Origin of the sequence: Oryzomonas rubra, from assembly GCF_008369015.1 — a bacterium.
Taxonomy (GTDB): domain Bacteria; phylum Desulfobacterota; class Desulfuromonadia; order Geobacterales; family Pseudopelobacteraceae; genus Oryzomonas; species Oryzomonas japonica.
In genome coordinates, this window is sequence record NZ_SRSD01000002.1 from 225491 (window position 1) to 246946 (window position 21456).

Annotated in this window: 20 protein-coding genes and 1 pseudogene; 18 read left to right on the forward strand and 3 right to left on the reverse strand. The window is 62.0% G+C overall.

What is annotated here, in order from left to right; all coding sequences use genetic code 11:
• The first annotated feature begins 5 nt into the window (after positions 1-5).
• Entirely contained in the window at positions 6-914 is a 909-nt protein-coding gene (locus tag ET418_RS03940; protein ID WP_149306276.1) for a pirin family protein, read from the forward strand.
• Between the two features lies 1 nt (position 915).
• The gene (locus ET418_RS03945; protein WP_149306277.1) at positions 916-2052 is read left to right on the forward strand and encodes a potassium channel family protein; all 1137 of its coding nucleotides are present in this window, start codon (positions 916-918) and stop codon (positions 2050-2052) included.
• A gap of 143 nt (positions 2053-2195) precedes the next feature.
• On the opposite strand, the gene ET418_RS03950 is transcribed toward ET418_RS03945, so the two are convergent.
• Both ET418_RS03950 and ET418_RS03955 read right to left on the reverse strand, forming a co-directional pair.
• Positions 2196-2516, reverse strand: a complete 321-nt coding sequence (locus tag ET418_RS03950) for a hypothetical protein (protein WP_149306278.1) — start codon at positions 2514-2516, stop codon at positions 2196-2198.
• A gap of 10 nt (positions 2517-2526) precedes the next feature.
• Positions 2527-2718 (reverse strand): GSU3473 family protein, encoded by a 192-nt coding sequence (locus tag ET418_RS03955; protein WP_149306279.1) that lies wholly within the window; start codon positions 2716-2718, stop codon positions 2527-2529.
• A gap of 299 nt (positions 2719-3017) precedes the next feature.
• Here ET418_RS03955 and ET418_RS03965 point away from each other — a divergent pair, with 299 nt between their 5' ends.
• The 3 genes from ET418_RS03965 to ET418_RS03975 all read left to right on the forward strand — a co-directional run bounded on the left by ET418_RS03965 (position 3018) and on the right by ET418_RS03975 (position 6056).
• Positions 3018-3767, forward strand: coding sequence for a DNA-binding protein (locus ET418_RS03965; RefSeq protein WP_149306280.1), 750 nt, complete (start codon positions 3018-3020; stop codon positions 3765-3767).
• Positions 3748-4293 (forward strand): 2-thiouracil desulfurase family protein, encoded by a 546-nt coding sequence (locus ET418_RS03970; protein WP_149306281.1) that lies wholly within the window; start codon positions 3748-3750, stop codon positions 4291-4293. The genes ET418_RS03965 and ET418_RS03970 overlap by 20 nt, the downstream gene beginning before the upstream one ends.
• A 173-nt stretch (positions 4294-4466) precedes the next feature.
• On the forward strand, positions 4467-6056 hold the full coding sequence (locus ET418_RS03975) for a sensor histidine kinase (RefSeq protein ID WP_149306282.1): 1590 nt from the start codon (positions 4467-4469) through the stop codon (positions 6054-6056).
• A 38-nt stretch (positions 6057-6094) separates the two neighbouring features.
• On the opposite strand, the gene ET418_RS03980 is transcribed toward ET418_RS03975, so the two are convergent.
• Positions 6095-7522, reverse strand: coding sequence for a sigma-54-dependent transcriptional regulator (locus ET418_RS03980; RefSeq protein WP_149306283.1), 1428 nt, complete (start codon positions 7520-7522; stop codon positions 6095-6097).
• A 414-nt stretch (positions 7523-7936) separates the two neighbouring features.
• On the opposite strand from ET418_RS03980, the gene ET418_RS03985 reads away from it, so the two are divergent.
• From ET418_RS03985 to dnaE, 13 genes and pseudogenes are all read left to right on the forward strand, one after another.
• Positions 7937-8173: a hypothetical protein gene (locus ET418_RS03985; protein WP_149306284.1), complete on the forward strand. Its 237-nt coding sequence runs from the start codon at positions 7937-7939 to the stop codon at positions 8171-8173.
• Positions 8174-8247: 74 nt separating this feature from the next.
• Positions 8248-8484 carry a hypothetical protein gene (locus ET418_RS03990; RefSeq protein WP_149306285.1) on the forward strand — a complete coding sequence of 79 codons (237 nt, stop codon included), beginning with the start codon at positions 8248-8250 and terminating at the stop codon, positions 8482-8484.
• Positions 8485-8621: 137 nt separating this feature from the next.
• Positions 8622-9677, forward strand: a complete 1056-nt coding sequence (locus ET418_RS03995) for a cytochrome c3 family protein (protein ID WP_246152936.1) — start codon at positions 8622-8624, stop codon at positions 9675-9677.
• Between the two features lie 3 nt (positions 9678-9680).
• On the forward strand, positions 9681-10406 hold the full coding sequence (locus tag ET418_RS04000) for a cytochrome b/b6 domain-containing protein (protein WP_149306286.1): 726 nt from the start codon (positions 9681-9683) through the stop codon (positions 10404-10406).
• A gap of 160 nt (positions 10407-10566) precedes the next feature.
• Entirely contained in the window at positions 10567-11571 is a 1005-nt protein-coding gene (locus ET418_RS04005; protein WP_149306287.1) for a cytochrome c3 family protein, read from the forward strand.
• An 87-nt stretch (positions 11572-11658) separates the two neighbouring features.
• Positions 11659-12501 (forward strand): HAMP domain-containing protein, encoded by an 843-nt coding sequence (locus ET418_RS04010; protein ID WP_149306288.1) that lies wholly within the window; start codon positions 11659-11661, stop codon positions 12499-12501.
• Positions 12502-12561: 60 nt separating this feature from the next.
• Positions 12562-13104 (forward strand): menaquinol oxidoreductase, encoded by a 543-nt coding sequence (locus ET418_RS04015; protein WP_149306289.1) that lies wholly within the window; start codon positions 12562-12564, stop codon positions 13102-13104.
• Positions 13105-13225: 121 nt separating this feature from the next.
• Positions 13226-13945 (forward strand): tRNA (adenosine(37)-N6)-threonylcarbamoyltransferase complex dimerization subunit type 1 TsaB, encoded by a 720-nt coding sequence (tsaB, locus tag ET418_RS04020; protein ID WP_149306290.1) that lies wholly within the window; start codon positions 13226-13228, stop codon positions 13943-13945.
• Between the two features lie 183 nt (positions 13946-14128).
• Complete coding sequence (sucC, locus tag ET418_RS04025) at positions 14129-15298, forward strand: ADP-forming succinate--CoA ligase subunit beta (protein ID WP_149306291.1); 1170 nt, start codon at positions 14129-14131, stop codon at positions 15296-15298.
• A 1-nt stretch (position 15299) separates the two neighbouring features.
• Complete coding sequence (gene sucD / locus ET418_RS04030; RefSeq protein ID WP_149306292.1) at positions 15300-16226, forward strand: succinate--CoA ligase subunit alpha; 927 nt, start codon at positions 15300-15302, stop codon at positions 16224-16226.
• A gap of 649 nt (positions 16227-16875) precedes the next feature.
• Positions 16876-16953, forward strand: a pseudogene (locus ET418_RS18375) (SEC-C metal-binding domain-containing protein); the annotation flags it as partial.
• A 66-nt stretch (positions 16954-17019) separates the two neighbouring features.
• Positions 17020-17694, forward strand: coding sequence for a YkgJ family cysteine cluster protein (locus ET418_RS18075; RefSeq protein WP_246152944.1), 675 nt, complete (start codon positions 17020-17022; stop codon positions 17692-17694).
• 231 nt (positions 17695-17925) lie between these two features.
• Positions 17926-21456 (forward strand): DNA polymerase III subunit alpha, encoded by a 3531-nt coding sequence (gene dnaE, locus ET418_RS04045; protein ID WP_149306293.1) that lies wholly within the window; start codon positions 17926-17928, stop codon positions 21454-21456.

Genomic DNA, 21456 nt, shown 5'->3' on the forward strand with positions numbered 1-21456 from the left:
CCCCCATGAGCACCCGCGCCATCGACAAGCTGTACAAGAGCCGCCCCACCATCGAGGGGGCCGGCGTCCACCTGAAACGCGCCTTCGGCAACTCCCAGGTGCCGTTGTTCGACCCGTTCCTGATGCTGGACGACTTCCATACCGCCAACCCGGCCGAGTATCTGCCCGGCTTTCCCTGGCACCCCCACCGGGGTATCGAGACCATCACCTATGTCCTGGAAGGGTTGGTGGAGCATGGGGACAGCATGGGCAACAAGGGGGTGATCGGCCCCGGCGACGTGCAGTGGATGACCGCCGGCAGCGGCATCATCCACCAGGAGATGCCCCAGAAGAGCCCCACCGGCATGATGTGGGGCTTCCAGTTCTGGGCCAACCTGCCGGCCGGCCAGAAGATGATGGCCCCCCGCTACCGGGACGTGAAGGCGGCCGATATCCCGGAGGTCACCCTGGATACGGGGGTCAGGATCAAGATCGTCAGCGGCCTCGTCAACGGGGTCCAGGGGCCGGTGCGGGACATCGTGATCGACCCGGAGATGCTGGATGTGAGCATCCCGGCCGGCGCGACCTTTCGCCACCCGGTCACGGCGGGACATACCGCCATCGCCTACGTGCTGGACGGCGAGGGGTATTTCGACGAGCAGCGCGACGCCTTTGCCTACGAGATGGCGGGCGCGGGGTGGATGGACGTGGACCGGCGCTGCATCTGCGGCCCCGAGACCGTGGTCCTCTACAAGCGGGAAGGGAGCGAGGTGCAGGTCGTGGCGGGCGAGCGGCCGGTCCGCTTCCTGTTCATCGCGGGGAAACCGCTCCATGAGCCGGTTGCCTGGTACGGCCCCATCGTCATGAACACCCAGGAGGAGTTGCGGGTCGCCTTCGAGGAATTCCAGAACGGCACCTTTATCAAGAGCAGATAGCGTGACGATCCTGGCGATCATATCCGGCATTGCCTTGGTCCTCCTGGTCCTGTGGGAGGGGTTCGAGACCATCGTCCTGCCGCGCCGGGTGACGCGCCGTTTCCGCCTCACCCGTTTTTTCTACCGGAGCAGCTGGCGCCCCTGGGTGCGGATGGTCACGCTCCTGATCCCGGCCCGGCGGCAGGAGACCTGGCTCAGCTATTTCGGCCCGCTGTCGCTCCTCTTGCTCCTGAGCTTCTGGGCCTTCGGCCTGATCTGCGGCTTCGCCCTCATCCACTGGGCCCTCGGCTCGGCGGTAGTGGCCCGGGACGGGGCCAGCGGCTTCCTCACCGACCTGTACCTGAGCGGCACCACCTTCTTCACCCTGGGGCTGGGGGACGTCGTTCCCCGCACCCCCCTGGCGCGCCTCCTGGTAGTGGTGGAATCGGGCATGGGATTCGCCTTTCTCGCCCTGGTGATCGGCTACCTGCCGGCCCTCAACCAGTCCTTCGCCCGCCGGGAGGTGAGCATTTCCCTCCTGGACGCCCGGGCCGGCTCGCCTCCCACCGCCTCGGAGATGCTCCGCCGCCACGGCTACGAACACGGGAAGGAGGCGCTGCGCCAGCTCCTGCACGAATGGGAGCGCTGGTCGGCGGAGTTCCTGGAGGGGCACCTCTCCTATCCGGTCCTGGCCTATTTCCGCTCCCAGCACGACAACCAGTCGTGGCTGGCGGCACTGGCCGCGATCCTGGACACCTGCGCGCTGGTCATGGCCGGCCTGGAGGGGGCCTGCGAGCGCCAGGCGGAACTGACCTTCGCCATGGCCCGCCACGCGGTCATCGACCTCTCCCTGGTCTTCAGGACCGCCCCGCGGGAGTCGATCCCGGACCGGCTGCCCCCGGAGCGGCTGGAGGAGTTGCGCCTCCTGCTGGCCGAGAGCGGGCAACACCTGCGGCAGGGCGAGGCCTTCGACCGGAAGCTGCGTGAATTGCGCCTTTTGTACGAGCCGTACGTCCACGAGCTTGCCGCCCACTTCCAGATCGCCCTCCCCCCCTGGATCGCCGACGAGGATTCGGTGGACAACTGGCGGGGAAGCTTCTGGGAACGGTCGGTCAAGGACAGGATATCGGTGCGGAAAGGCAGGGGTGAACACTTCTGAGAGGTTCTGCGGGATGACGAAGGGATGGATGCGGGTGGAAAACATGGGCCGCAGAGGCACGGGGGCAATAAAGCCGAAATTGCATCATGGGGGGGCGGGGTTTCCCCGCCCCTGCGATGATGATTTGCTTTGTCCCCTTGCGCCTATTTATCCCCGGCAGCGGGCCCCTCGGGCGGTGCGGGTGACGGATCGGCCGGTGCGGGAGGCGGTTCAGGAACGGCGGCAGGCGGCGGTTCCGGGGCCGGAGAGCACGCCTTGACGCAATCGCCGTAGGCGGTTGCGTTCTTCTCAACGCACTGTCTGTGATCTTCGTCCGAGTAGCCGCCGGCCGGAGGACAGTACATATCGTTCGACCGCTTGTCGCTCGCACAGGCGTTGAGGCAGTCGGACCTGTCGTCGGCAAGGGCCGCCCCTGCCAGAGGGCACAGGATCAGGAACAACATGGTGGTGAAAAGGATGCGCATCGTGAGCCCCTTACGCCTTTCTTCGTTCTTTCCCGCCATAGGCCTTCTTGCCGGACGCCCCCCGCAGGGGGTCCTTGGCAACCCTGACCCACTCCCCGGAACGGCGGAAGGAGAGGATGCGCCTTTTCTGGATGAACGATTCGAGTTCATTATCCCCCACAACGCCGGGGGTGGCGTCGATAAAGAGTACCGGAATCTTCATAGGTCGTTTTTAGCAAACTTTCTCAGCAACAGCAATCCCCCAAAACAGGGAAAGATTGTGACCTGGATTCGATCGGACGCAGAGGGACTTGAGTCGCCTTCCGGCGGCCACGCACCGATTCGCTCGCACTGGATCGCCTTGTAGCAGATTTCCCCACGAGTAACAATACCCCAATGGACAAAAACGCCACGGATAAAAACGCCGTGCAGTCCGGGCCGGGACGGGTACGAAATAAGGCTTGTGCATCACACCGGAAAACAATATGATTTCCCGCAAACACCCTCCCAAAGGAGCCGTACATGACACGAAGCGCACAGTTGTTGAGCATCATTTTCACCATCTCTTTCATCGCGGCGGGCCAGGTTGCCCATGGGTTCCCCAAAGGGACCTTCAGCAACCGTTCCGCGGCCCGGACCGTCTCGCAGCAAGCACCGCTCCCCCTCTCCGGCACCGTGGTGGAAACCATGGACGCGGGGGGATATACCTATGTCGGCCTGGAGAACAACGGAGTGAAGAGTTGGGTGGCCGTCCCCGTGATGAGCGTGACCGTGGGGCAGAAGATGTCGTTCAACCCCGGGGGCGAGATCCCAAATTTCACCAGCAAAACCCTCAAGCGCACCTTCGACCGGATCGTCTTTTCAGACGGGCCGGTGGCACAGCAGAAGGCCGCCCCGACGAGCGCACCCAAGGCGGCACCGGCGAAAGCCGCCGCTAAAAGCGACAACGCCAAGGTGGAAAAGGCCACCGGTCCCAATGCCTATACGGTGGCGGAACTCTACAAGAACAAGAATACCCTGAACAAACGCAAGGTCGTGGTCAGGGGCAAGGTCGTCAAGGTCGCAACGGGGATCATGGGGAAAAACTGGGTCCACCTGCGGGACGGCAGCGGCAGCGCCAAGAAGAAGACCAACGACCTCACCGTCACCACCCAAACGGTGCCCAACGAGGGGGATGTGGTCACGGCCGCGGGGATACTCAGCAAGGACCGGGATTTCGGCGCCGGCTACAAGTATGAGCTGATCATCGAAGATGGCACCCTGCAACCCTGAACCTGAGCCGGCGGCCGCCCCCAGCGTCATCGGCGTCAGTTCCTGCCTGCTGGGGGAGCAGGTCCGCTACGACGGCGGCCACAAACACGACCGGTACCTCACCGGCTGCCTGGGCCCCCTTTTCCGGTTCGTATCGGTCTGTCCCGAGGTGGGGTGCGGCCTGTCCATCCCCCGGGAGGCCATGCGCCTGGAGGGGGACCCGGCTGCCCCGCGCCTGGTGACCACCCAAAGCCGCATCGACCTGACCGGCCGGATGCAGGCCTGGTGCCGCATGAAGGTCAGGGAGTTGGAAGGCGAGGACCTGTGCGGCTTCATCTTCAAAAGGAGTTCGCCCAGTTGCGGCTTGGTGCAGGTCCCGGTCTACGACGGTGGCGGAGCGGCCGGAAGCGGCAGCGGCCTGTTCGCCGCAGCCCTGACGGCCCGATTCCCGCTTTTGCCGGTGGCAGAGGAGGGGCGGCTGGGCGACCAGGGGTTCCGGGAGGAGTTCATCGAGCGGGTCTTCACCTATCGGCGTTTGAAGGCTTAAAACAGCGGACCTCTGTTCGTAAGCCCTCCCCTGCTCCGGCAGCGGGGGGAAATGCAAGCGACCGGCGTGACGACACTATCCCGCTATCCGCACCAACCCCTTGACTTGCAACGTCAAACGCAGTATGTAGCCACACAGTCATAACCGCATACTTCCGAACGCAAAGGTCATCCATGCACCTGCGTCTCTCCCTCATCGTCAAGCTCACCCTGGCCACCTCCCTGATCCTGGTCGGCTTCATGGGCATCCTGGACTATATCAACCTGAAAAACTTCCGCAAAGCCACCATCGAGTACGCCATCTCCAATGCCGACCAGTTGACGGAGATCATCAACCAGAGCACCTACGACGCCATGATGAAGAACGATAAGGCCAGCCTGTACCTGATGGCGGACCGGATCGCCCAGAGCAGCAGCATCGAGCATATCAGCATCATCGACCGGAGCGGCAAGGTGGTCTTCTCCAGCCACAAGAGCGAGATCGGCACCATCATCGACCAGAAGAACGCGGCCTGCATCTTCTGCCACCAACCGAACAACACCCGGCTCTTTTCCCCGACCAACAACAGCAGCCGCCTGTACCGCACCGCCAACGGTGCGGAGGTGCTGGGCTACACCAAGGCCATCTACAACCAGCCGGAATGCTCCACCGGGGCCTGCCATTTCCACGACAAGGATCATCATATCTTGGGCGTGCTGGACATCACCCTCTCCCTGGAAAGCCTGCGCCAACAGTCCCACGAGTACCGCATGCAGTTCATCGTCATGACCTGCATGCTCCTGCTGTTCATCGGGGTGTTGATCACTTTCCTGACCCAGCGCCTCGTGGACCGCCCGGTGCAGCGGCTGGTGCAGCACACAGCCCGGGTGTCGGCGGGGGACATGGACGCCCGCATACCGATCACCAGCGACGACGAGTTGGGGGATCTTTCCGAGGCGGTCAACGACATGACCGCGGGCCTCGCCAAGGCCAACGAGGAGTTGAAGGAATGGGCCGGCAATCTGGAACACAAGGTCGAGGAGCGGAGCCAGGAGATCAAGCAGATGCAGGCCCAGCTCCACCGTTCCGAAAAGCTGGCCTCCCTGGGCAACCTGGTGGCGGGCATCGCCCATGAGATCAACAACCCCCTGAGCGGCATCCTGCTCTACGCCTCCATCGTGGACAACGACAAGCGCCTCGCCCCGTCCCTCAAGCCGGACCTGGAACGGATCATCGCCGAGTGCCGCCGCTGCGCCGAGATCGTCAAACAACTCCTGGAGTTTTCCCGCGAGGCCCTGCCCCACAAGGAGGCCATCTCCCTCAACAACCTCCTGGACCGGGTCGTCGGCCTGCTGCAGCATCAGCCCAGCTTCCAGAACATCAGCATCAAGCGCTCCTATACCCCGGACCTGGGGGATGTCTTCGTGGATTCCAACCAGATGCAGCAGGTCTTCGTCAACCTGTTCATCAACGCCAGCCATGCCATGCCCAAGGGGGGGCTGATCAGCATCACCACCTCGCAGCAGGACGGCGGCGGTTTCGCCTGCGTGGAGATCGGGGATAACGGCTGCGGCATCTCCGAAGAGGACCTGCAACGCATCTTCGACCCATTCTTCACCACCAAGGCCGAGGGGACCGGGTTGGGGCTCTCCATTTCCTACGGTTTTGTGGAAAACAATGCGGGGAAGATCGAGGTGGCAAGCAAGGTGGGGGTGGGGACGACCTTTACCATCCTGCTGCCGCTTCAGGGAAGCGGAGAGGAAGAGCAGGGAGGACCTATGTGACTTATAGGTCCTCTGGGTCCTATAAGTTCTATTATTTTTTACTTCTCCATCTGCGCCTTCACCGAGATCCCCAGCCGCTTGAGCATCCCCTGGAAGTTGGGACGCAGGATGCCGGTCTCCTCGGCGGCCCGGGTGATGTTCCAGTTGTTCCGCTCCAGAGCTCCCATGACAAAGGCCTTTTCGATCCCCTCCACGGCCTGGTCCCGGATATGGCGCTTCATCTCCTTCAGTTCGTCCGACGTATGGGGGACATACCCTTCCTCCATTCCGTGCAGCTCCGGCGCGCCGGGACTGTCCGGGGAGAGTTCCAGATCGTCCTTGTGGATGACCTCCCCACCCGCCAGCACCACCGCGCGCTCGATGGTGTTCTCCAACTCCCGCACGTTGCCCGGATAGTCGTAGGTTTCCAACAGCGCCATGGCGTCCGGCGCGATGCCCCGGATGTTCTTGCCCATGGCGGCGGTGAATTTTTTCAGGAAATGGCTGATAAGCAGGGGGATGTCCCCCTTGCGCTCCCGCAGGGGAGGCAGTTCGATGGGGATGATGTTGAGGCGGAAGAACAGGTCCTCGCGAAAGGTCCCCTCTCCCACCATGGTGCGCAGGTTCCGGTTGGTGGCCGCCACCAGATGGATGTTGATGGGGACCGGCTGGGTCCCGCCGATGGGGGTCACCAGGCGTTCCTGGAGCACCCGCAGCAGCTTGGCCTGGGTGGAGAGGCTGATGTTGGAGACCTCGTCCAGAAACAGGGTGCCGCCGTCGGCCACCTTGAAGAGCCCGGTCTTGGCCAGGACCGCCCCGGTGAACGCCCCCTTGACGTGGCCGAACAACTCGCTCTCCAGGAGGTTTTCCGCCAGGGAGCTGCAATCAACGGCCACGAAGGGCTTGCCGTTTCTCGGGCTGCTCTGGTGGATGGCCCGGGCGACCAGCTCCTTGCCGGTGCCGCTTTCGCCGGTAACCAGCACCGTGCTGTCGGTGGCGGCCACCTGCATGATCCGGTGGTAGACCTTCTGCATCTCCTTGCTCTGGCCCACGAACAGGCCGAATCCGTGCTGTGAGGAGATGGCATCCTTGGTCCTGTTGAGTTCCTCCATGAGGAGGACCCGCTGCTCCAGGGCCCGGTCGATCTTCTGGAGAAGCTGCTCGGGAGTGAAGGGCTTGGCGATATAGTCCACCGCCCCGTTCTTCATGGCCTCCACGGCGGTATCCACGGTGGCGTAGCCGGTGATGATGATGACCGGCGCTTCCGGCTGGAGGGTCTTCACCGCCTTGAGGACCTCGATGCCGTTCATGCCCGGCATCTTCAGGTCGGTGACGATCAGGTCGAATTCCCGCGCGTGCAGGGATTCGATGGCGCTGTGGCCGCTCACGCACGTTTCTACGAAGAAGCCTTCTCCTTCGAGAATACGTCTCAGGCCGTCCCTGATCACCGCCTCGTCGTCGACTACCAGCATCCGGAACTGTCCCATCCCCGTCTCCTTCCCCGTAAACGTCACATTGCAATAGTTTCAAAAGCATGTCAACTACTCAAAACATAATCTGTTTTCCTATTTTAGCAAGACGATACCGCAAGTCAATACGACTGCCCAGATGTATAATTTCGCTATACGGTTACGCCTCCCGCCGATTCTTCATTAAAAACCAAATGATCCCGGCCTCCTGACGACCGGTTTGCGCCTGTCCTCTTTTTTCGACTGTATGGGATTGCTATACAGCCGGCCGCGCCGCTCCCCACGCCCCGTCCGCGGAGTGCCCGGGCATACCTCTAATTATCCCAGATACTTATCTTTATTTTTTAAATGGTTGCGTCATTATGGCACGGTCGATGCTCTGGCAATGGGCAAGGAAACACCATGACACGCTCAGCAAGAAAGGGGAGAGCCATGAGAACCATATCAGCAACGCTATTGTCCCTGATGATCACTGCCGGTACGGCGCTGGCGGCGGGAGGGGGAGCAGAGGGAGAAGGTCTGAGCCTGTTGGCCACATTCTTCATCGCATTCGGCATCCTGATCGTCCTCTTCCAGTTCGTTCCCGGCATCATGCTGCTGGTCGGCATGCTCAAGGGGGTATTCTCGGCAAGCGAGAAGAAGGCGCACGAAACCGGCGGCGACAAATAACGCCACGCTCCGTAAAAAAGGCGGGGCAACTTTTCAAACACACTTTGAATGCTATACTACCGAGGGAGGACGCCATGAAAACCACACCATTGATCAATGCTCTCATGCTTACCATCGGTTCCGCATCCAGCGCCTTTGCGGCAAGCGGCGCGCGGGAGGACAACAGCGGGCTCTTCGTATGGATCTTCCTGGGCTTCTGCGCCCTGATCGTCGTTGCCCAACTCATGCCGGCGCTCCTGATAATGCTCGGGTTCGCCAAGGCCATGGGCAAGAACAAGGTAGCCGACCCCCAGACCGTGACCAATAAATAACGGCGCAGCACGAGCACTTACCGCCGATTTCACGTCAATGTGGAATCGGCGGCACATCTACGAAACAATGCGCACCAGACGGCACCACTACCCATCGCCCCGCCCGAGACGGGGCCCCAGGGAAAAGGAGAGCTCACGTGAAGACGGATGTTTGCAGAGTGATACTGTGCCTGGCTGTTCTCATGCTGCCCGCGGCCGCCGCTTCGGCGGCCGGCGCGGACAATGACGCCTGCCTCGCCTGCCACGGCAATCGGGATGTTGCCAGAAACGGCGGCGAGCGGCTGTACCTGGATGCGAGCAAATTCGCCTCCACAACCCATGCCCTGATCGGGTGCACCTCGTGCCATGACTCGGTGACGGCAGCCCATCCCAAGGACGGTTCCCACCCCACCAAGGCCAGGTGCAAGGAATGCCATGCCCCCATCCAGGCGGAATACGCCAAAAGCCTCCATGGCGCCAAGGCGGCCTGCAACGACTGCCACAACCCCCATGAGGTCAAGCCGGGCATCGCGGCATCCGGCGATTACCTGAACAGCAAATGCGCCAAGTGCCACGACAAGGGCAAGACCATCAAGAGCCATTCCAAATGGCTCACCCAGGCCGACCTGCACCTGGATTCGCTCCCCTGCGTCACCTGCCATACCGGCTCCAAGAGCTACGTCATCACCATGGCCATCGAAAACAAGAAACCGGACGATCCCCACGGCGACTTCAAGACCGCCACATACGGCGAGCTTGGCGCGCTGCAACCCATAAACGGGGATATCAGCCGACTGGTGGACAAAAACGGCGACGGCTTCATCTCCCTGGCCGAACTGAGGGATTTCAACCACGAGGCGCGCAACAAGGGGATGCGGCTCTGGGGGATGATGACCCCCGAGACGGTCACCCATACCTACCAGATCAACGAGAAGTGCTGGGATTGCTCCTTCTGCCACGCCTCGGGGCCTCAGGCGATGCAGACCAGCTATGTGGCGTTCCCCGACAAAAACGGCAACGTGACCCGCGTGGCGGTTGAAAAGGGCGCAATTCTTGATATTCTCTATGGGACGCCCGATTTTTACATGCTCGGCACCACCAGAAGCAGCGCCCTCAACATCGTCGGTGCGCTGATCATAGTGGGCGGGATGATGATGCCGGTCGGGCACGGCACCCTGCGGTTCCTCACCAGAAAAAACCGGAAGGAGCACTGAGCCATGAAACACACGGAACAGATCTATCTCACCCCCATGCCGGTCAGGATCTGGCACTGGCTGAACGCCTTCGGCATCGTGACCCTCTGCGTGACGGCCCTGCAGATCAGGTTTCCCGATTACGTGAACATCTTCGGCACCTACAAGGCGGCCATCCGCCTCCATAACACCGCCGGCGTCGTGGTGTCCATATCCTATGCCCTCTGGCTCATCTACTACATGTTCGTGGCCCGCACCATGCTCAAACTGTATGTCCCAACCCTTGAGGACATAAAATCCGGCCTCTTCCGCCAGGCGTTCTTTTACTTCTTCTATTATTTCAAAGGGGGGCCCAACCCGCATCACAGCACCCCGGACAGCAAGTTCAACCCGTTGCAGAAGGCCTCGTACCTGGTGATCATGTTCGTGCTGCTGCCGCTGGTCGTCTTTTCCGGCTACGTCCTGATGTACGTCGCCCCGCTGCGGGAGATCTTCATCGTGATCGGTGGCATCAAGACCCTGGTGAGCGTCCACTACCTGATCGCCTGCTGTTTCTGCGCCTTCCTCTTCGTACACATCTACCTGGCGACCCTGGGGCACACCCCCTTTGCCCACTTCAAGCCGATGTGGAACGGCTGGGAGGAAGAGGAGGTAGAGGACGAACTGGGGGCCATCCCCGGAGCGGAGCCGGTGCCGGTGACCGAACCCCATGCGGCGGCGCGCCATTCCAGCACCACGGAAACAGCGTAGATAGATTTCGATTCGGAAAGGAGGGATTTTTCGTCCAGGCACGGAAATCGAGGGATTGCGCGGAGGCGTACATCAGTACGCCGCACGAAGCGAGCCCGGAGATTGACGCCGCATGGGCGAAAAAGAACCCTTTCCTTCCATCATCCACAGGAGGAGCTCCATGCGTCGCAATCTCATGTTTTCGATCACCCTGGCGGTTCTGTTATTCGGCATGATTGCACAAGCCGTGGATATTCGGGATATCACCTTCACGACGAACAATGCCGGCAAAGTGGTCTTCAGCCACAAGAAGCATATCCAGCAGAAACAGATGGCCAACAACTGCAAGTCCTGCCACGACACCCTCTACCCATTCAAGAAAAAGGCCACCTACACCATGGCCGACATGGAGAAGGGCAAGTCGTGCGGTGCCTGCCATGACGGCAAAAACGCCTTTGCCCTGAAGGAGTGCGCCCGCTGCCACCAGGTGAAGGAGATCACCTACGCGGTGAAGGCAACGGGCACCACCCGTTTCAGCCATCAGAAGCACCTGGCCGCCACCCCCGACTGCAGCGCCTGCCACCCGAGCCTGTTCGCCGCGGGCCACAACAAACGGACCACCATGGCGGAGATGGAGAAGGGCAAGTCGTGCGGGGCGTGCCATAACGGCAAAACTGCCTTCAGCCTCGACAAATGCGCCTCGTGCCACCCCACCAGGGATCAGAAATTCGCCGTCAAGAACGTCGGCAACGTCATCTTCAGCCACGCCGACCACGCGAGCCATTTCCAGTGCGGCAGTTGCCACACCAAGATTTACACCACCACCCGCAGCAAGGCGCGCGTCACCATGCATGCCATGGAAAAGGGGAAATCCTGCGGTGCCTGCCACAACAGCGCCAAGGTCTTTACCGTGGTCGGCAACTGCGATCGCTGCCACAAAGGGTTGAAACCGAAGGACATCGGCTTTACGGTCAAGGATACCGCACCGGTCACCTTCAGCCACTCGTTCCATAGCCAGGCATATAAATGCGCCGACTGCCACACCAAGATCTTCCCCTACCGGGCCGTGACTGGCAAGGCGACCATGACCGACATGGAGAAAGGCAAATCCTGCGGGGCATGCCACAACGGCAAGGAGGCATTCAGCGTCAAGGCCAACTGCGCCAGTTGCCACAAGACGAAATAAGAACTACTCTGGGGCCTATAGGACTCATACGACCTATAGGTCCCAGAGGGAAGGTTGAATCAACTACCACCAGGGAGAGATGAAAACATGTTCAAAACCCTCGCAGGACGAGCCCTCATTCCGGTCGGCATTGCCGTCACCGGATTCGTCGTCGTCTGTTTCCTCCTCCTCTACTCGGTCATCAAGAACGTGGTCAACCGGGACACGGTAGGCTATGCCACCAACCTGGCCGACACGATCCTCAAATCCACCCGGTACGCCATGCTCAAGTCCGACCGGGAGATGCTCACCACGATCATCAGCAACATCGGCCAGCAGAAGGGGGTCGAACATATCCGCATCTTCAACAAGAAGGGGATCGTCAATATCTCCACCCGGTCCGACGAACTGGACCGCCAGGTGGACAAGAAGACCGAGGGGTGCATCGCTTGCCACGCCGGGGCCACGCCGTCCGCCTCCCTGGGCAAGATGGAACAGGCGCGCATCTTCACCAACGGCGACGGCCGGGATGTGCTGGCCATCACCGCCCCCATCTACAACGAACCGGAATGCGCCAATGCCGCCTGCCATGTCCACCCCCCGGAACAAAAGGTGCTGGGCATCCTGGACATCGGGCTCTCCCGGGAGATGCTGCTCAACTCCCTGGCCTCCATCCGCAACCAGATGATCGTCTTCACCATCATGATCCTCGTGCTGACCGTGGGCGGCGTCACGGCACTCCTGCGCCGGAGCGTCTTTCTGCCGTTGCAGAGACTGCGCCACCTGGCCGACCAGGTGGAGGCGGGTGAGACCCCCACGGCCCATCCCACCCACTTTCCCCGTGAACTTGACAGAATTGCCCAATCCCTCTATAACCTGAGCCAGAGGATTCGTCCCGCCGGGAAAGAACCGGCCACTACCGAACAGGGAACCGTCCCGAAGGATGTCTAGGTGCTGCAAGAAACTCACAACCGGGGCCCGGCTCCGGTTTCGCGCACATCGGGCTATGCGATGACACAGACCGTCGACAATCAGCCGGCAACCGACCTGGCGCCGCAGCAGAGCCAGGTCGAGCTGTTCGAACAGCAGCTCAGGGCTGACATCAAGCGTCTCGGCCGTTTCTCCAACCGGGGGCTGTGGGCCTTTTCCCTGTTCATGCTCGTCTGCATGACGGCATGGCGCGACTTCCCCATGCTCCCCCTGCCCGACACGGTCGTGGCGGCCCTCGGTCCGCCGCCGGCGCCCCACATCATCAGCATCGTCCTCCTGTTCTACACCTTCTCCGCCATCATCCTCAGCCTCTCGCGCATGACGGCGGGCCTGGAGCACAAGAGCAGCTTCTGCCATGTGGGCTACCTGACCGGCTTCTTTCTCTTCTACCACTTCGCCAAGGCGCTGGACGACAACTTCTGGGCCGTCCTCGGCTCCGGGGTCACCATCCTGTCGGTGGAGAGCTACCGCATCTGGAGCTTCTGCCGGGAGGCCCTCGGCCGCAAGGCCGAACAGCTGGAATTCGTCCAGAGGACCGGCCGGATACCGCCGGAGGACGAGTAAGCAGCAGCCCATCCCCGGCCTCCGGCTTCTGGGACCTATGGGTCCTATGGGACGTATAAGTCCCATGAGGGAAAGTTGGGAAGAGATAATTAATCCACTAGCCACCGGGAACCCACTTACCATGCACATCATCAGCATCGACTCCTCCACCGCCATCGCCAGCATCGCCCTGACCTCCGACGAAACCATCGTCGCCGAGGCCCTGTTCAGCGCCAACAAGACCCTGTCGGCGCGCCTCATACCGGAGATCGAACGCATGCTGGCCGCAGCGGGGCTCACGATCGACGCCATCGACCTCTTTACCTGCGCCGTCGGCCCCGGCTCCTTTACCGGGGTGCGGGCCGGCGTCGCCACGATCCAGGGGCTGGCCCTGGCCACCGGCAAGCCGTGCGTCGGCTTCTCCACCCTGGCCCTGGTTGCCATGAACTTCCCCCTGGCCTCCCTGCCGGTCTGCCCCCTGCTGGACGCCCGCAAGAACGAGGTCTACGCCGCCCTGTACGACTGCTCCGCCCCCCTCCCCGCCCCCATCATGGAGGAGTGCGTCATGGGGCCGGAGGCGTTCCTGGACAAACTCTCCGCCGCCACCCATACGCCGGTCATCTTCGCCGGCGACGGCGCGCTCCGCTACCGCCAGGTCATCACCGAACGCATGGGCGGACAGGCCCGCTTCCCCTCCCCCTTCCACCATGCGGGCCACGCCGCCAACGGCGCGCTCCTGGCCCTCCACGCCTACCGGAACAGCGCCACCCTGACGCCGGAGCGCCTCCTGCCGGTCTACCTGCGCCCCTCCGAGGCGGAATACGCCAAGATCGACCAGCAGAACACCCGCCAGTCACGGTAATCCTCAACCACCCCCTGACCCCCTCCTAATTTAGGAGGACCCTCTGGGGCCTAAAGGGCCGGGGGTGGTAGCCACACTCTCGCATTTTACCCATAATAAAAAAATTCATTACCGGTAAAATCATCTTGTCTACACCATATTTCCTGGTATACTCCATCAAAATCCCGACGGACGGAGCTTGCCATGAACATCCATGAGTACCAGGCCAAGGAGATCTTCAGCACCTTCGGCATCCCCGTGCCCCGCAGCCGCGTGGCGCTGACCGCCGACCAGGTGGAGCGGGCCGCCAAGGAGATGGGGGGCCACTGCGTGGTCAAGGCCCAGATCTATGCGGGCGGGCGCGGCAAGGCGGGGGGCGTCAAGATCGTCCACCACCCGGAGCAGGCCAACGACGTGGCCAAGGAGCTGTTCGGCAAGAAGCTCGTCACCCCCCAGACCGGGCCGGAGGGGCTCAAGGTCCGCCGCATCCTGGTGGAGGAGGCGGTGGAGATCGCCCGGGAGTTCTACCTTTCCATCACCCTGGACCGGGCCACGTCGCGCTACTGCCTCATCGCCTCCCCCGAGGGGGGCATGGACATCGAGGAGGTGGCCCACAAATCCCCGGAAAAGATCCACGTCCTGACCATCGACCCGCTCATGGGGCTGCGTCCCTACCAGGCCCGCAAGATCGCCCTGGCCCTGGGGCTCACCGGCGTGGTGTGCGAGGACTGCGTGGAGTTGATCCTCAACCTGTACCGCTGCTGCCTGGACAAGGACTGTTACCTGGTGGAGATCAACCCCCTGGTGGTCACCAAGGCCGGGTGGCTCCTGGCCATGGACGGCAAGATGTCCTTCGACGACAACGCCGTGTACCGCCACCGGGAATACCCGGACATGGTGGACTACTCCCAGCTCGACCCGCTGGAGATCAACGCCGGCAAGTACGACCTGGCCTACATCAAGCTGGAAGGCTCCATCGGCTGCATGGTCAACGGCGCGGGCCTGGCCATGGCCACCCTGGACGTGCTGAAGGAGTTCGGCGGCGAACCGGCCAACTTCCTGGACGTGGGGGGCGGGGCCACGCGGGAGAAGGTCACCGAGGCGTTCAAGATCATCCTGGAGGACTGCGACGTCAAGGCGGTCTTCGTCAACATCTTCGGCGGCATCATGCGCTGCGACGTCATCGCCCAGGGGATCATCGAGGCGGCCAACGAGGTGCAGTGCCACCTCCCCATCGTGGTGCGCATGGACGGCAGCAACGTGGAGGAGGGGAAACGCCTCCTCATGGAATCGGGGCTGAACGTGCAGGTGGGCGACAACCTGGGGGACGGCGCCAAGCGGATCGTCAAGATGCTGGGATTGGGGGGAAAATAGCATGTCCATACTGATCGATAAGCATTCCAAGATCATCGTACAGGGGATCACCGGCCGCAGCGGCCTGTTCCACACCCAGCAGTGCCGGGCCTACGGCACCAACATCGTGGCCGGCGTCACCCCCGGCAAGGGGGGCATCCACATCGACGGCATCCCGGTGTTCAACACCGTGGAAGAGGCGGTGCGCTACACCAAGGCCAACGTCTCCATGATCTTCGTGCCGCCCCCGGCGGCGGCCGACGCCATCCTGGAGGCCTGCGCCGCCGAACTGGACCTGGCGGTGTGCATCACCGAGGGGATACCGGTGCGGGACATGGTCCTGGCCCGCGCGATCCAGGAGCGGAGCCGGACCCTGCTGGTGGGCCCCAACTGCCCCGGCGTCATCACCCCCGGCCAGTGCAAGCTGGGCATCATGCCGGGCTACATCCACAAGCCGGGCAAGATCGGCGTCGTCTCCCGCAGCGGCACCCTGACCTACGAGGCGGTGAAGCAGCTCACCGACATGGGGCTGGGGCAATCCACCTGCGTCGGCATCGGCGGCGACCCGATCATCGGCATGAAGTTCATCGACGTGCTGGAGTTGTTCAACAACGACCCCCACACCGAGGCGGTCTTCATGATCGGCGAGATCGGCGGCGGGGCCGAGGAAGAGGCGGCCTACTGGATCAAGGAAAACATGAAGAAGCCGGTGGCGGCGTTCATCGCCGGGGTCACGGCCCCGCCGGGCAAACGCATGGGCCATGCGGGAGCCATCATCACCGGCGGCAAGGGCAAGGCCGAGGACAAGATCCGCACCCTGAACGAGTGCGGGGTCGTGGTGGCCGAGAGCCCCACCAGGATGGGGCACGCCATGAAGGAGGCGTTGAAGGCGGCGGGCAAGCACACCGCGCACCCGGCGAAACCGGCGGCGAAAAAGGCGAAGAAGTAGCGTAACGATAGCAAGGGTGTGAACTGGCCCCGTTTCCCGTGAGGGAGGCGGGGCTTTGTTTGTTTTAGGAGGGATTTTTGTGGCGACACATGGTATTTTGGTGGGGAATTTGACCCGTAGGGGCGCCTTGCATGTGCCCCTACGGGGCTGTCCCGAATATATGGGCTCTAAATTTCAAATGAGGAACCCTCCCCCTACCCATCCCCCCACAGCGGATCGGTCTTGAACTGCCGCGCCCTTGGTGACGGGCCGTGATCTCCCGGAGGGACGCACGTTCGCCAAGGCCGAAGAGGTGCAGCGATGTCTTCAGATCCGCAGAGGTCAAGGCCGGCTTCCTTTAGGAACAGCGGCAATCGGCATCCTGTTCATTGTTGTACATAAGCTTTAATCCGCACTTCTGGCACCGCCAGAAGAGGCCGCCTCAGCCGGGCAGCAGGATCATCTTGCCCTGGCATTCGGGGCACTGTTTTTCAGTTACCATGATGTGTTCCTCCCCTATTCTGTGATATGCTCCTCACCGCATGAGGCAGCCTTTTAATGGGTGGCCCTCATGGTGTATTCTTACCTATAACAGTAACAAACAAGCATCAATTATTCAATGCCGCCCCGCCTTGCTCAACAAAAAGCAGGGCGGCGCGCATCGTTCGAGGCACGCACCATGAAGATCGGGCGCAACGATCCCTGCTCCTGCGGCAGCGGAAAAAAATACAAGAACTGCTGCGGCTCAGGCCATACCCTCCCCCTCAACGAGGATCGCCGGTGGGTAGAGGAGCAGGTCATCAAAGACGGCGACATGCTCCTGTACGGAAATCTATCGGACGAACTGGCGGACATCCCGGCGGAAGCGCTCTGGAAAGAGTTCCGGCGGATCGGGGAAAGCTATCTGGGCGGCGGCAAGGATCGAACGCGCGTGGTGCACGAGCTGGTGGATGCCACCATCGACTCCCTGATCGAACGGGACAGGAGGTTCGGCTACGCCCCTCCGTTCTGCCACAAGGGGTGCGGCAATTGCTGCCATGAAGTGGTCTATTGCACCGCCGAGGAAGCGGCGGATATTCGTGATTACTGTCGGGAAAACGGCGTCGGGATCGATTACGAAAAGCTCGCGCGCCAGCTTGATTACCTGGAATTCGACACCAGCATGGATCACACGGGGGAAACGACCTGGAATGACCAAAGATCGGAAGACCAGTCGTGCGTCTTTCTGGACCGGGCGGACAACGGCTGCGCCATCTGGCCGGTCAGGCCGCTGGTATGCCGGGTGCATCTGGCCGAGGATACGGATCAATACTGCGCGCCGCACAATGGCGTCGTAAACCCCGAGGCCCACGGGATCAATTATATCGAACTGAGCTATATCCTGAGCGTCGTTTTTACCATCCACCGGGATTCCATCAAGAAAACCATGGGGAGATTGCTGCTTGACGCACAACCAAGGGGATCGGATGAGACCAGGCTCCCCGAGTGACAAATCGGGAAGCCTCCCCCAAAAACACAAAAAAATAACGCCAACATTCCGGCCTGTTACGCATAAGGGCTTGTAATCAAACCAATAACTCCCGATTGACGTACCGCCCGAAACGGGGCATACTATCCCCCACATATCACCGAACGGGAACTCATAGAGGTCCCGTTCTTTTTTGCATCCGGCTCCGCTTCCCCTTCGTCATTAACGCTGTTCGCTCTCAAAAGGTCGCCCATGGAAACACCTCCCTTCGTCCATCTGCATCTCCATACCCAGTATTCCCTGCTGGACGGCGCCATCCGCGTCGAAGACCTGGTCCACAAGGCCGAGGATTACCACATGCCGGCCCTGGCCATTACGGACCACGGCAACATGTTCGGCGCGGTGGAGTTCTACCTCAAGTGCCAGAAGGCCCACATCAAGCCGATCCTCGGCTGCGAGGTCTACCTGGCGCCCGAGTCCCGCTTCTCCAAGGAGGCCAGGGGGATCTCCGACGCGGCCTACCACCTGATCCTGCTCTGCCAGAACCTGGAGGGATACCGGAACCTCTCCTACCTCACCTCGGCCGGCTACAAGGAGGGGTTCTACTACCGCCCCCGCATCGACCGGGAGTTGTTGAAGGAACACAGCAACGGGCTCATCGCCCTGTCGGCCTGCCTCAAGGGCGAGGTGGCCATGCAGTGCGGCCGGAACAAGATGGAGGATGCGCTGGCCACGGCCCGCTGGTACAGCGAGTTGTTCGAGGACCGCTATTACATCGAGTTGCAGGAAAACACCCTGGCCGAGCAGGATGTGGTCAACAAGCGTCTGCTGGAGATTGCGGGCGAGCTGAAGCTGCCGCTCGTGGCTACCAACGACTGCCACTACCTGAACCGGGAGGATGCCCGCGCCCACGAGGTGCTGCTCTGCATCCAGACCGGCAAGACCATGAGCGACCCGACCCACATGAAGTTCACGGCGGACGAGTTCTACGTCAAGTCGCCGGAGGAGATGGTCAAGGCATTTTCCTACGCCCCCGAGGCCATCGCCAACACCGTGGCCATCGCCGAGCGCTGCGACTTGGAACTTCCCTTGGGCAAAGAGTACTTCTTCCCCCACTTCGAGCCGCCGGCCGGCAAGACCCACGGCGAGATGCTGGAGCACCTGGCCACGGAAGGGCTCAAGGAGCGCATGGTCACCATTCTGGCCAAGTACCCGGATATGACCCTGGAACGGCAGCAGGCCTACTTCGACCGCCTGCGCATCGAGCTGGACTGTATCCACCAGATGCAGTTCCCGGCCTACTTCCTGATCGTGTCCGACTTCATCAACTGGGCCAAGGACCACGGCATCCCGGTCGGTCCGGGCAGGGGCTCGGCCGCCGGTTCGCTGGTGGCCTACTCCATCAAGATCACCGACCTTGATCCCATGCCCTACAATCTGCTGTTCGAACGTTTCCTCAACCCGGAACGTATCTCCATGCCTGATATCGACGTCGACTTCTGCATGGACCGCCGGGAAGAGGTCATCCAGTACGTGGTGGAGAAATACGGGCGGGAGCGGGTCTGCCAGATCATCACCTTCGGGACCATGAAGGCCAAGGCCGTGGTGCGTGACGTGGGGCGGGCGCTGAACATGACCTACGGGGATGTGGACCGCATCGCCAAGCTGATCCCGGACGACCTGAAGATGACCCTGGCAAAGGCCCTGGAGCAGGAACCGCAACTGAAGGAGTTGGCGGCGGCCGACCCGCAGATCAAAAATCTGCTGGAAACCGCCATCTGCCTGGAAGGCTTGGCCCGCCACGCCGGCACCCATGCCGCCGGGGTGGTGGTGGCCCCCCGGCAGCTGGAGGAGTTTCTGCCGGTGTACAAGGACCAGAAGACCGGTTCCATCAATACCCAGTACTCCATGAAGTACGTGGAGATGGTCGGCCTGGTCAAGTTCGACTTCCTGGGGCTCAAGAACCTTACCGTGATCCAGAACGCCGTCAAGCTGGTGCGGGAGGGGAAGGACCCGGAGTTCGACATCACCCGCCTGCGGGACGACGACAAGGCCAGCTACGACCTCATCTCCTCGGGCAACACCACCGGCATCTTCCAGCTCGAAGGCAGCGGCATGAAGGAGATGCTGGTCAAGCTCAAGCCCTCCTGCTTCGAGGACGTGATCGCCGCCTGCGCCCTGTACCGGCCGGGCCCCCTGGGGTGCGGCATGGTGGACGAGTTCATCGAGCGCAAGCACGGCCGCCAGAAGGTGGTCTACGACCTGCCCCAGCTGGAGCCGATCCTGAAGGATACCTACGGGGTCATCGTCTACCAGGAGCAGGTCATGCAGATCTCCCGCACCCTGGCCGGCTACTCCCTGGGGCGCGCTGACCTCCTGCGCCGCGCCATGGGCAAGAAAGACCCGGCGGTCATGGCCAAGGAGAAGGAGCCGTTTCTGGCCGGGGCCAAGGCCCAGAACATCGACCCGAAAAAGGCCGAGGCGATCTTCGACCAGATGGCCAAGTTCGCCGAATACGGCTTCAACAAGTCCCACTCGGCCGCCTACGCCCTCATCGCCTACCAGACCGCCTACCTCAAGTCCTACTACCCGGTGGAGTTCATGGCCGCGCTTCTCACCTGCGACATGGACAACACGGACAAGGTGATCAAGAGCATCGGCGACTGCCGCGAGCAGGGGATCGAGGTGCTGCCGCCGGATGTGAACAAGTCCGGCCTCTCCTTCACCGTGGTGGGCAAGTCCATGCGCTTCGGCCTGGGCGCGGTCAAGGGGATCGGCACCGGCGCCGTGGAGGCGATCCTGGAGGCGCGGGCCGAAGGTCCCTTCAAGGATATCTACGACTTCTGCGAACGGGTCGATATGCGACGCGCCAACAAGAAGGTATTCGAGGCCCTCATCAAGTGCGGCGCCTTCGACTCCACCGGCGCTTTCCGCTCGGCCCTCATGGAAGGGCTGGAGCAGGCCATGTCCTACGGCCAGAAGATCCAGGAGGAAAAGGCCAGCGCCCAGGTTTCCCTGTTCGACACCGCCGAGGTGGTACGACACAACGGCAACGGCGGCATGCACCTCCCCGACGTCCAGGAATGGCCGGACAAGGAAAAGCTGGGGTACGAGAAGGAGGCGTTGGGCTTCCTGATCACCGGCCACCCCCTGGACCGCTACGTGGACGACATCAAGCGCCTGACCAACTCGGAGATCGCCCATCTGAGTGAGATGCCGGACGGCTGCGAGGTGCGGGTCTGCGGCATCGTCTCCGCCTTCCGGGAGATCCCCACCAAGAAGGGGGACCGCATGTGCTTCGCCACCATCGAGGACCTGACCGGCTCGGTGGAGATCACCGTGTTCCCCGACACCTATGTGGAAACCTCCACCCTGCTCAAATCCGACGACCCGCTGTTGGTGACCGGCAAGCTGGAAAAGACGGAAAAGGGGGCCAAGATTCTGGTCAGCCGCCCCAGCCCCGACAACGGGCGCAGGGGGGGGCATCATCGCGACCCCGGCCCGGCCGGCGATATCAAGCTGCTCCAGGATGCCCGGGCCATGACCACCAAGCGGGTCTGCTTCACCCTGCGCACGGACGATCTGCCGGTGGAGCGTCTGGACGCCCTCAAGACGATCATCCAGCGCTACCACGGCAGCGTGCCGGCCTGCATCCATTTTCTCATCCCGCAGCGGAGCCGCGCGACCATGCCGCTCCCGCCGGATTTGAGCGTCATGGCCAGCGATGATTTAAGGCTGGAAGTGGAGCGACTGTTCGGCTATAATGCCGCGACTTTCGAGTAG

What these genes read in the sequence shown, in the direction of transcription:
- ET418_RS03980 (WP_149306283.1), bottom strand. Translation starts at nt 7,522, where the DNA reads ATGGGACAGTTCCGGATGCTGGTAGTCGACGACGAGGCGGTGATCAGG.
- ET418_RS03950 (WP_149306278.1), bottom strand. Translation starts at nt 2,516, where the DNA reads ATGCGCATCCTTTTCACCACCATGTTGTTCCTGATCCTGTGCCCTCTG.
- sucC (WP_149306291.1), top strand. Translation starts at nt 14,129, where the DNA reads ATGAACATCCATGAGTACCAGGCCAAGGAGATCTTCAGCACCTTCGGC.
- tsaB (WP_149306290.1), top strand. Translation starts at nt 13,226, where the DNA reads ATGCACATCATCAGCATCGACTCCTCCACCGCCATCGCCAGCATCGCC.
- ET418_RS04000 (WP_149306286.1), top strand. Translation starts at nt 9,681, where the DNA reads ATGAAACACACGGAACAGATCTATCTCACCCCCATGCCGGTCAGGATC.
- ET418_RS04015 (WP_149306289.1), top strand. Translation starts at nt 12,562, where the DNA reads ATGACACAGACCGTCGACAATCAGCCGGCAACCGACCTGGCGCCGCAG.
- ET418_RS18075 (WP_246152944.1), top strand. Translation starts at nt 17,020, where the DNA reads ATGCTCCTGTACGGAAATCTATCGGACGAACTGGCGGACATCCCGGCG.
- ET418_RS03990 (WP_149306285.1), top strand. Translation starts at nt 8,248, where the DNA reads ATGAAAACCACACCATTGATCAATGCTCTCATGCTTACCATCGGTTCC.
- ET418_RS03985 (WP_149306284.1), top strand. Translation starts at nt 7,937, where the DNA reads ATGAGAACCATATCAGCAACGCTATTGTCCCTGATGATCACTGCCGGT.
- ET418_RS03975 (WP_149306282.1), top strand. Translation starts at nt 4,467, where the DNA reads ATGCACCTGCGTCTCTCCCTCATCGTCAAGCTCACCCTGGCCACCTCC.
- sucD (WP_149306292.1), top strand. Translation starts at nt 15,300, where the DNA reads ATGTCCATACTGATCGATAAGCATTCCAAGATCATCGTACAGGGGATC.
- ET418_RS03955 (WP_149306279.1), bottom strand. Translation starts at nt 2,718, where the DNA reads ATGAAGATTCCGGTACTCTTTATCGACGCCACCCCCGGCGTTGTGGGG.
- ET418_RS03965 (WP_149306280.1), top strand. Translation starts at nt 3,018, where the DNA reads ATGACACGAAGCGCACAGTTGTTGAGCATCATTTTCACCATCTCTTTC.
- ET418_RS03940 (WP_149306276.1), top strand. Translation starts at nt 6, where the DNA reads ATGAGCACCCGCGCCATCGACAAGCTGTACAAGAGCCGCCCCACCATC.
- ET418_RS04010 (WP_149306288.1), top strand. Translation starts at nt 11,659, where the DNA reads ATGTTCAAAACCCTCGCAGGACGAGCCCTCATTCCGGTCGGCATTGCC.
- ET418_RS04005 (WP_149306287.1), top strand. Translation starts at nt 10,567, where the DNA reads ATGCGTCGCAATCTCATGTTTTCGATCACCCTGGCGGTTCTGTTATTC.
- ET418_RS03970 (WP_149306281.1), top strand. Translation starts at nt 3,748, where the DNA reads ATGGCACCCTGCAACCCTGAACCTGAGCCGGCGGCCGCCCCCAGCGTC.
- dnaE (WP_149306293.1), top strand. Translation starts at nt 17,926, where the DNA reads ATGGAAACACCTCCCTTCGTCCATCTGCATCTCCATACCCAGTATTCC.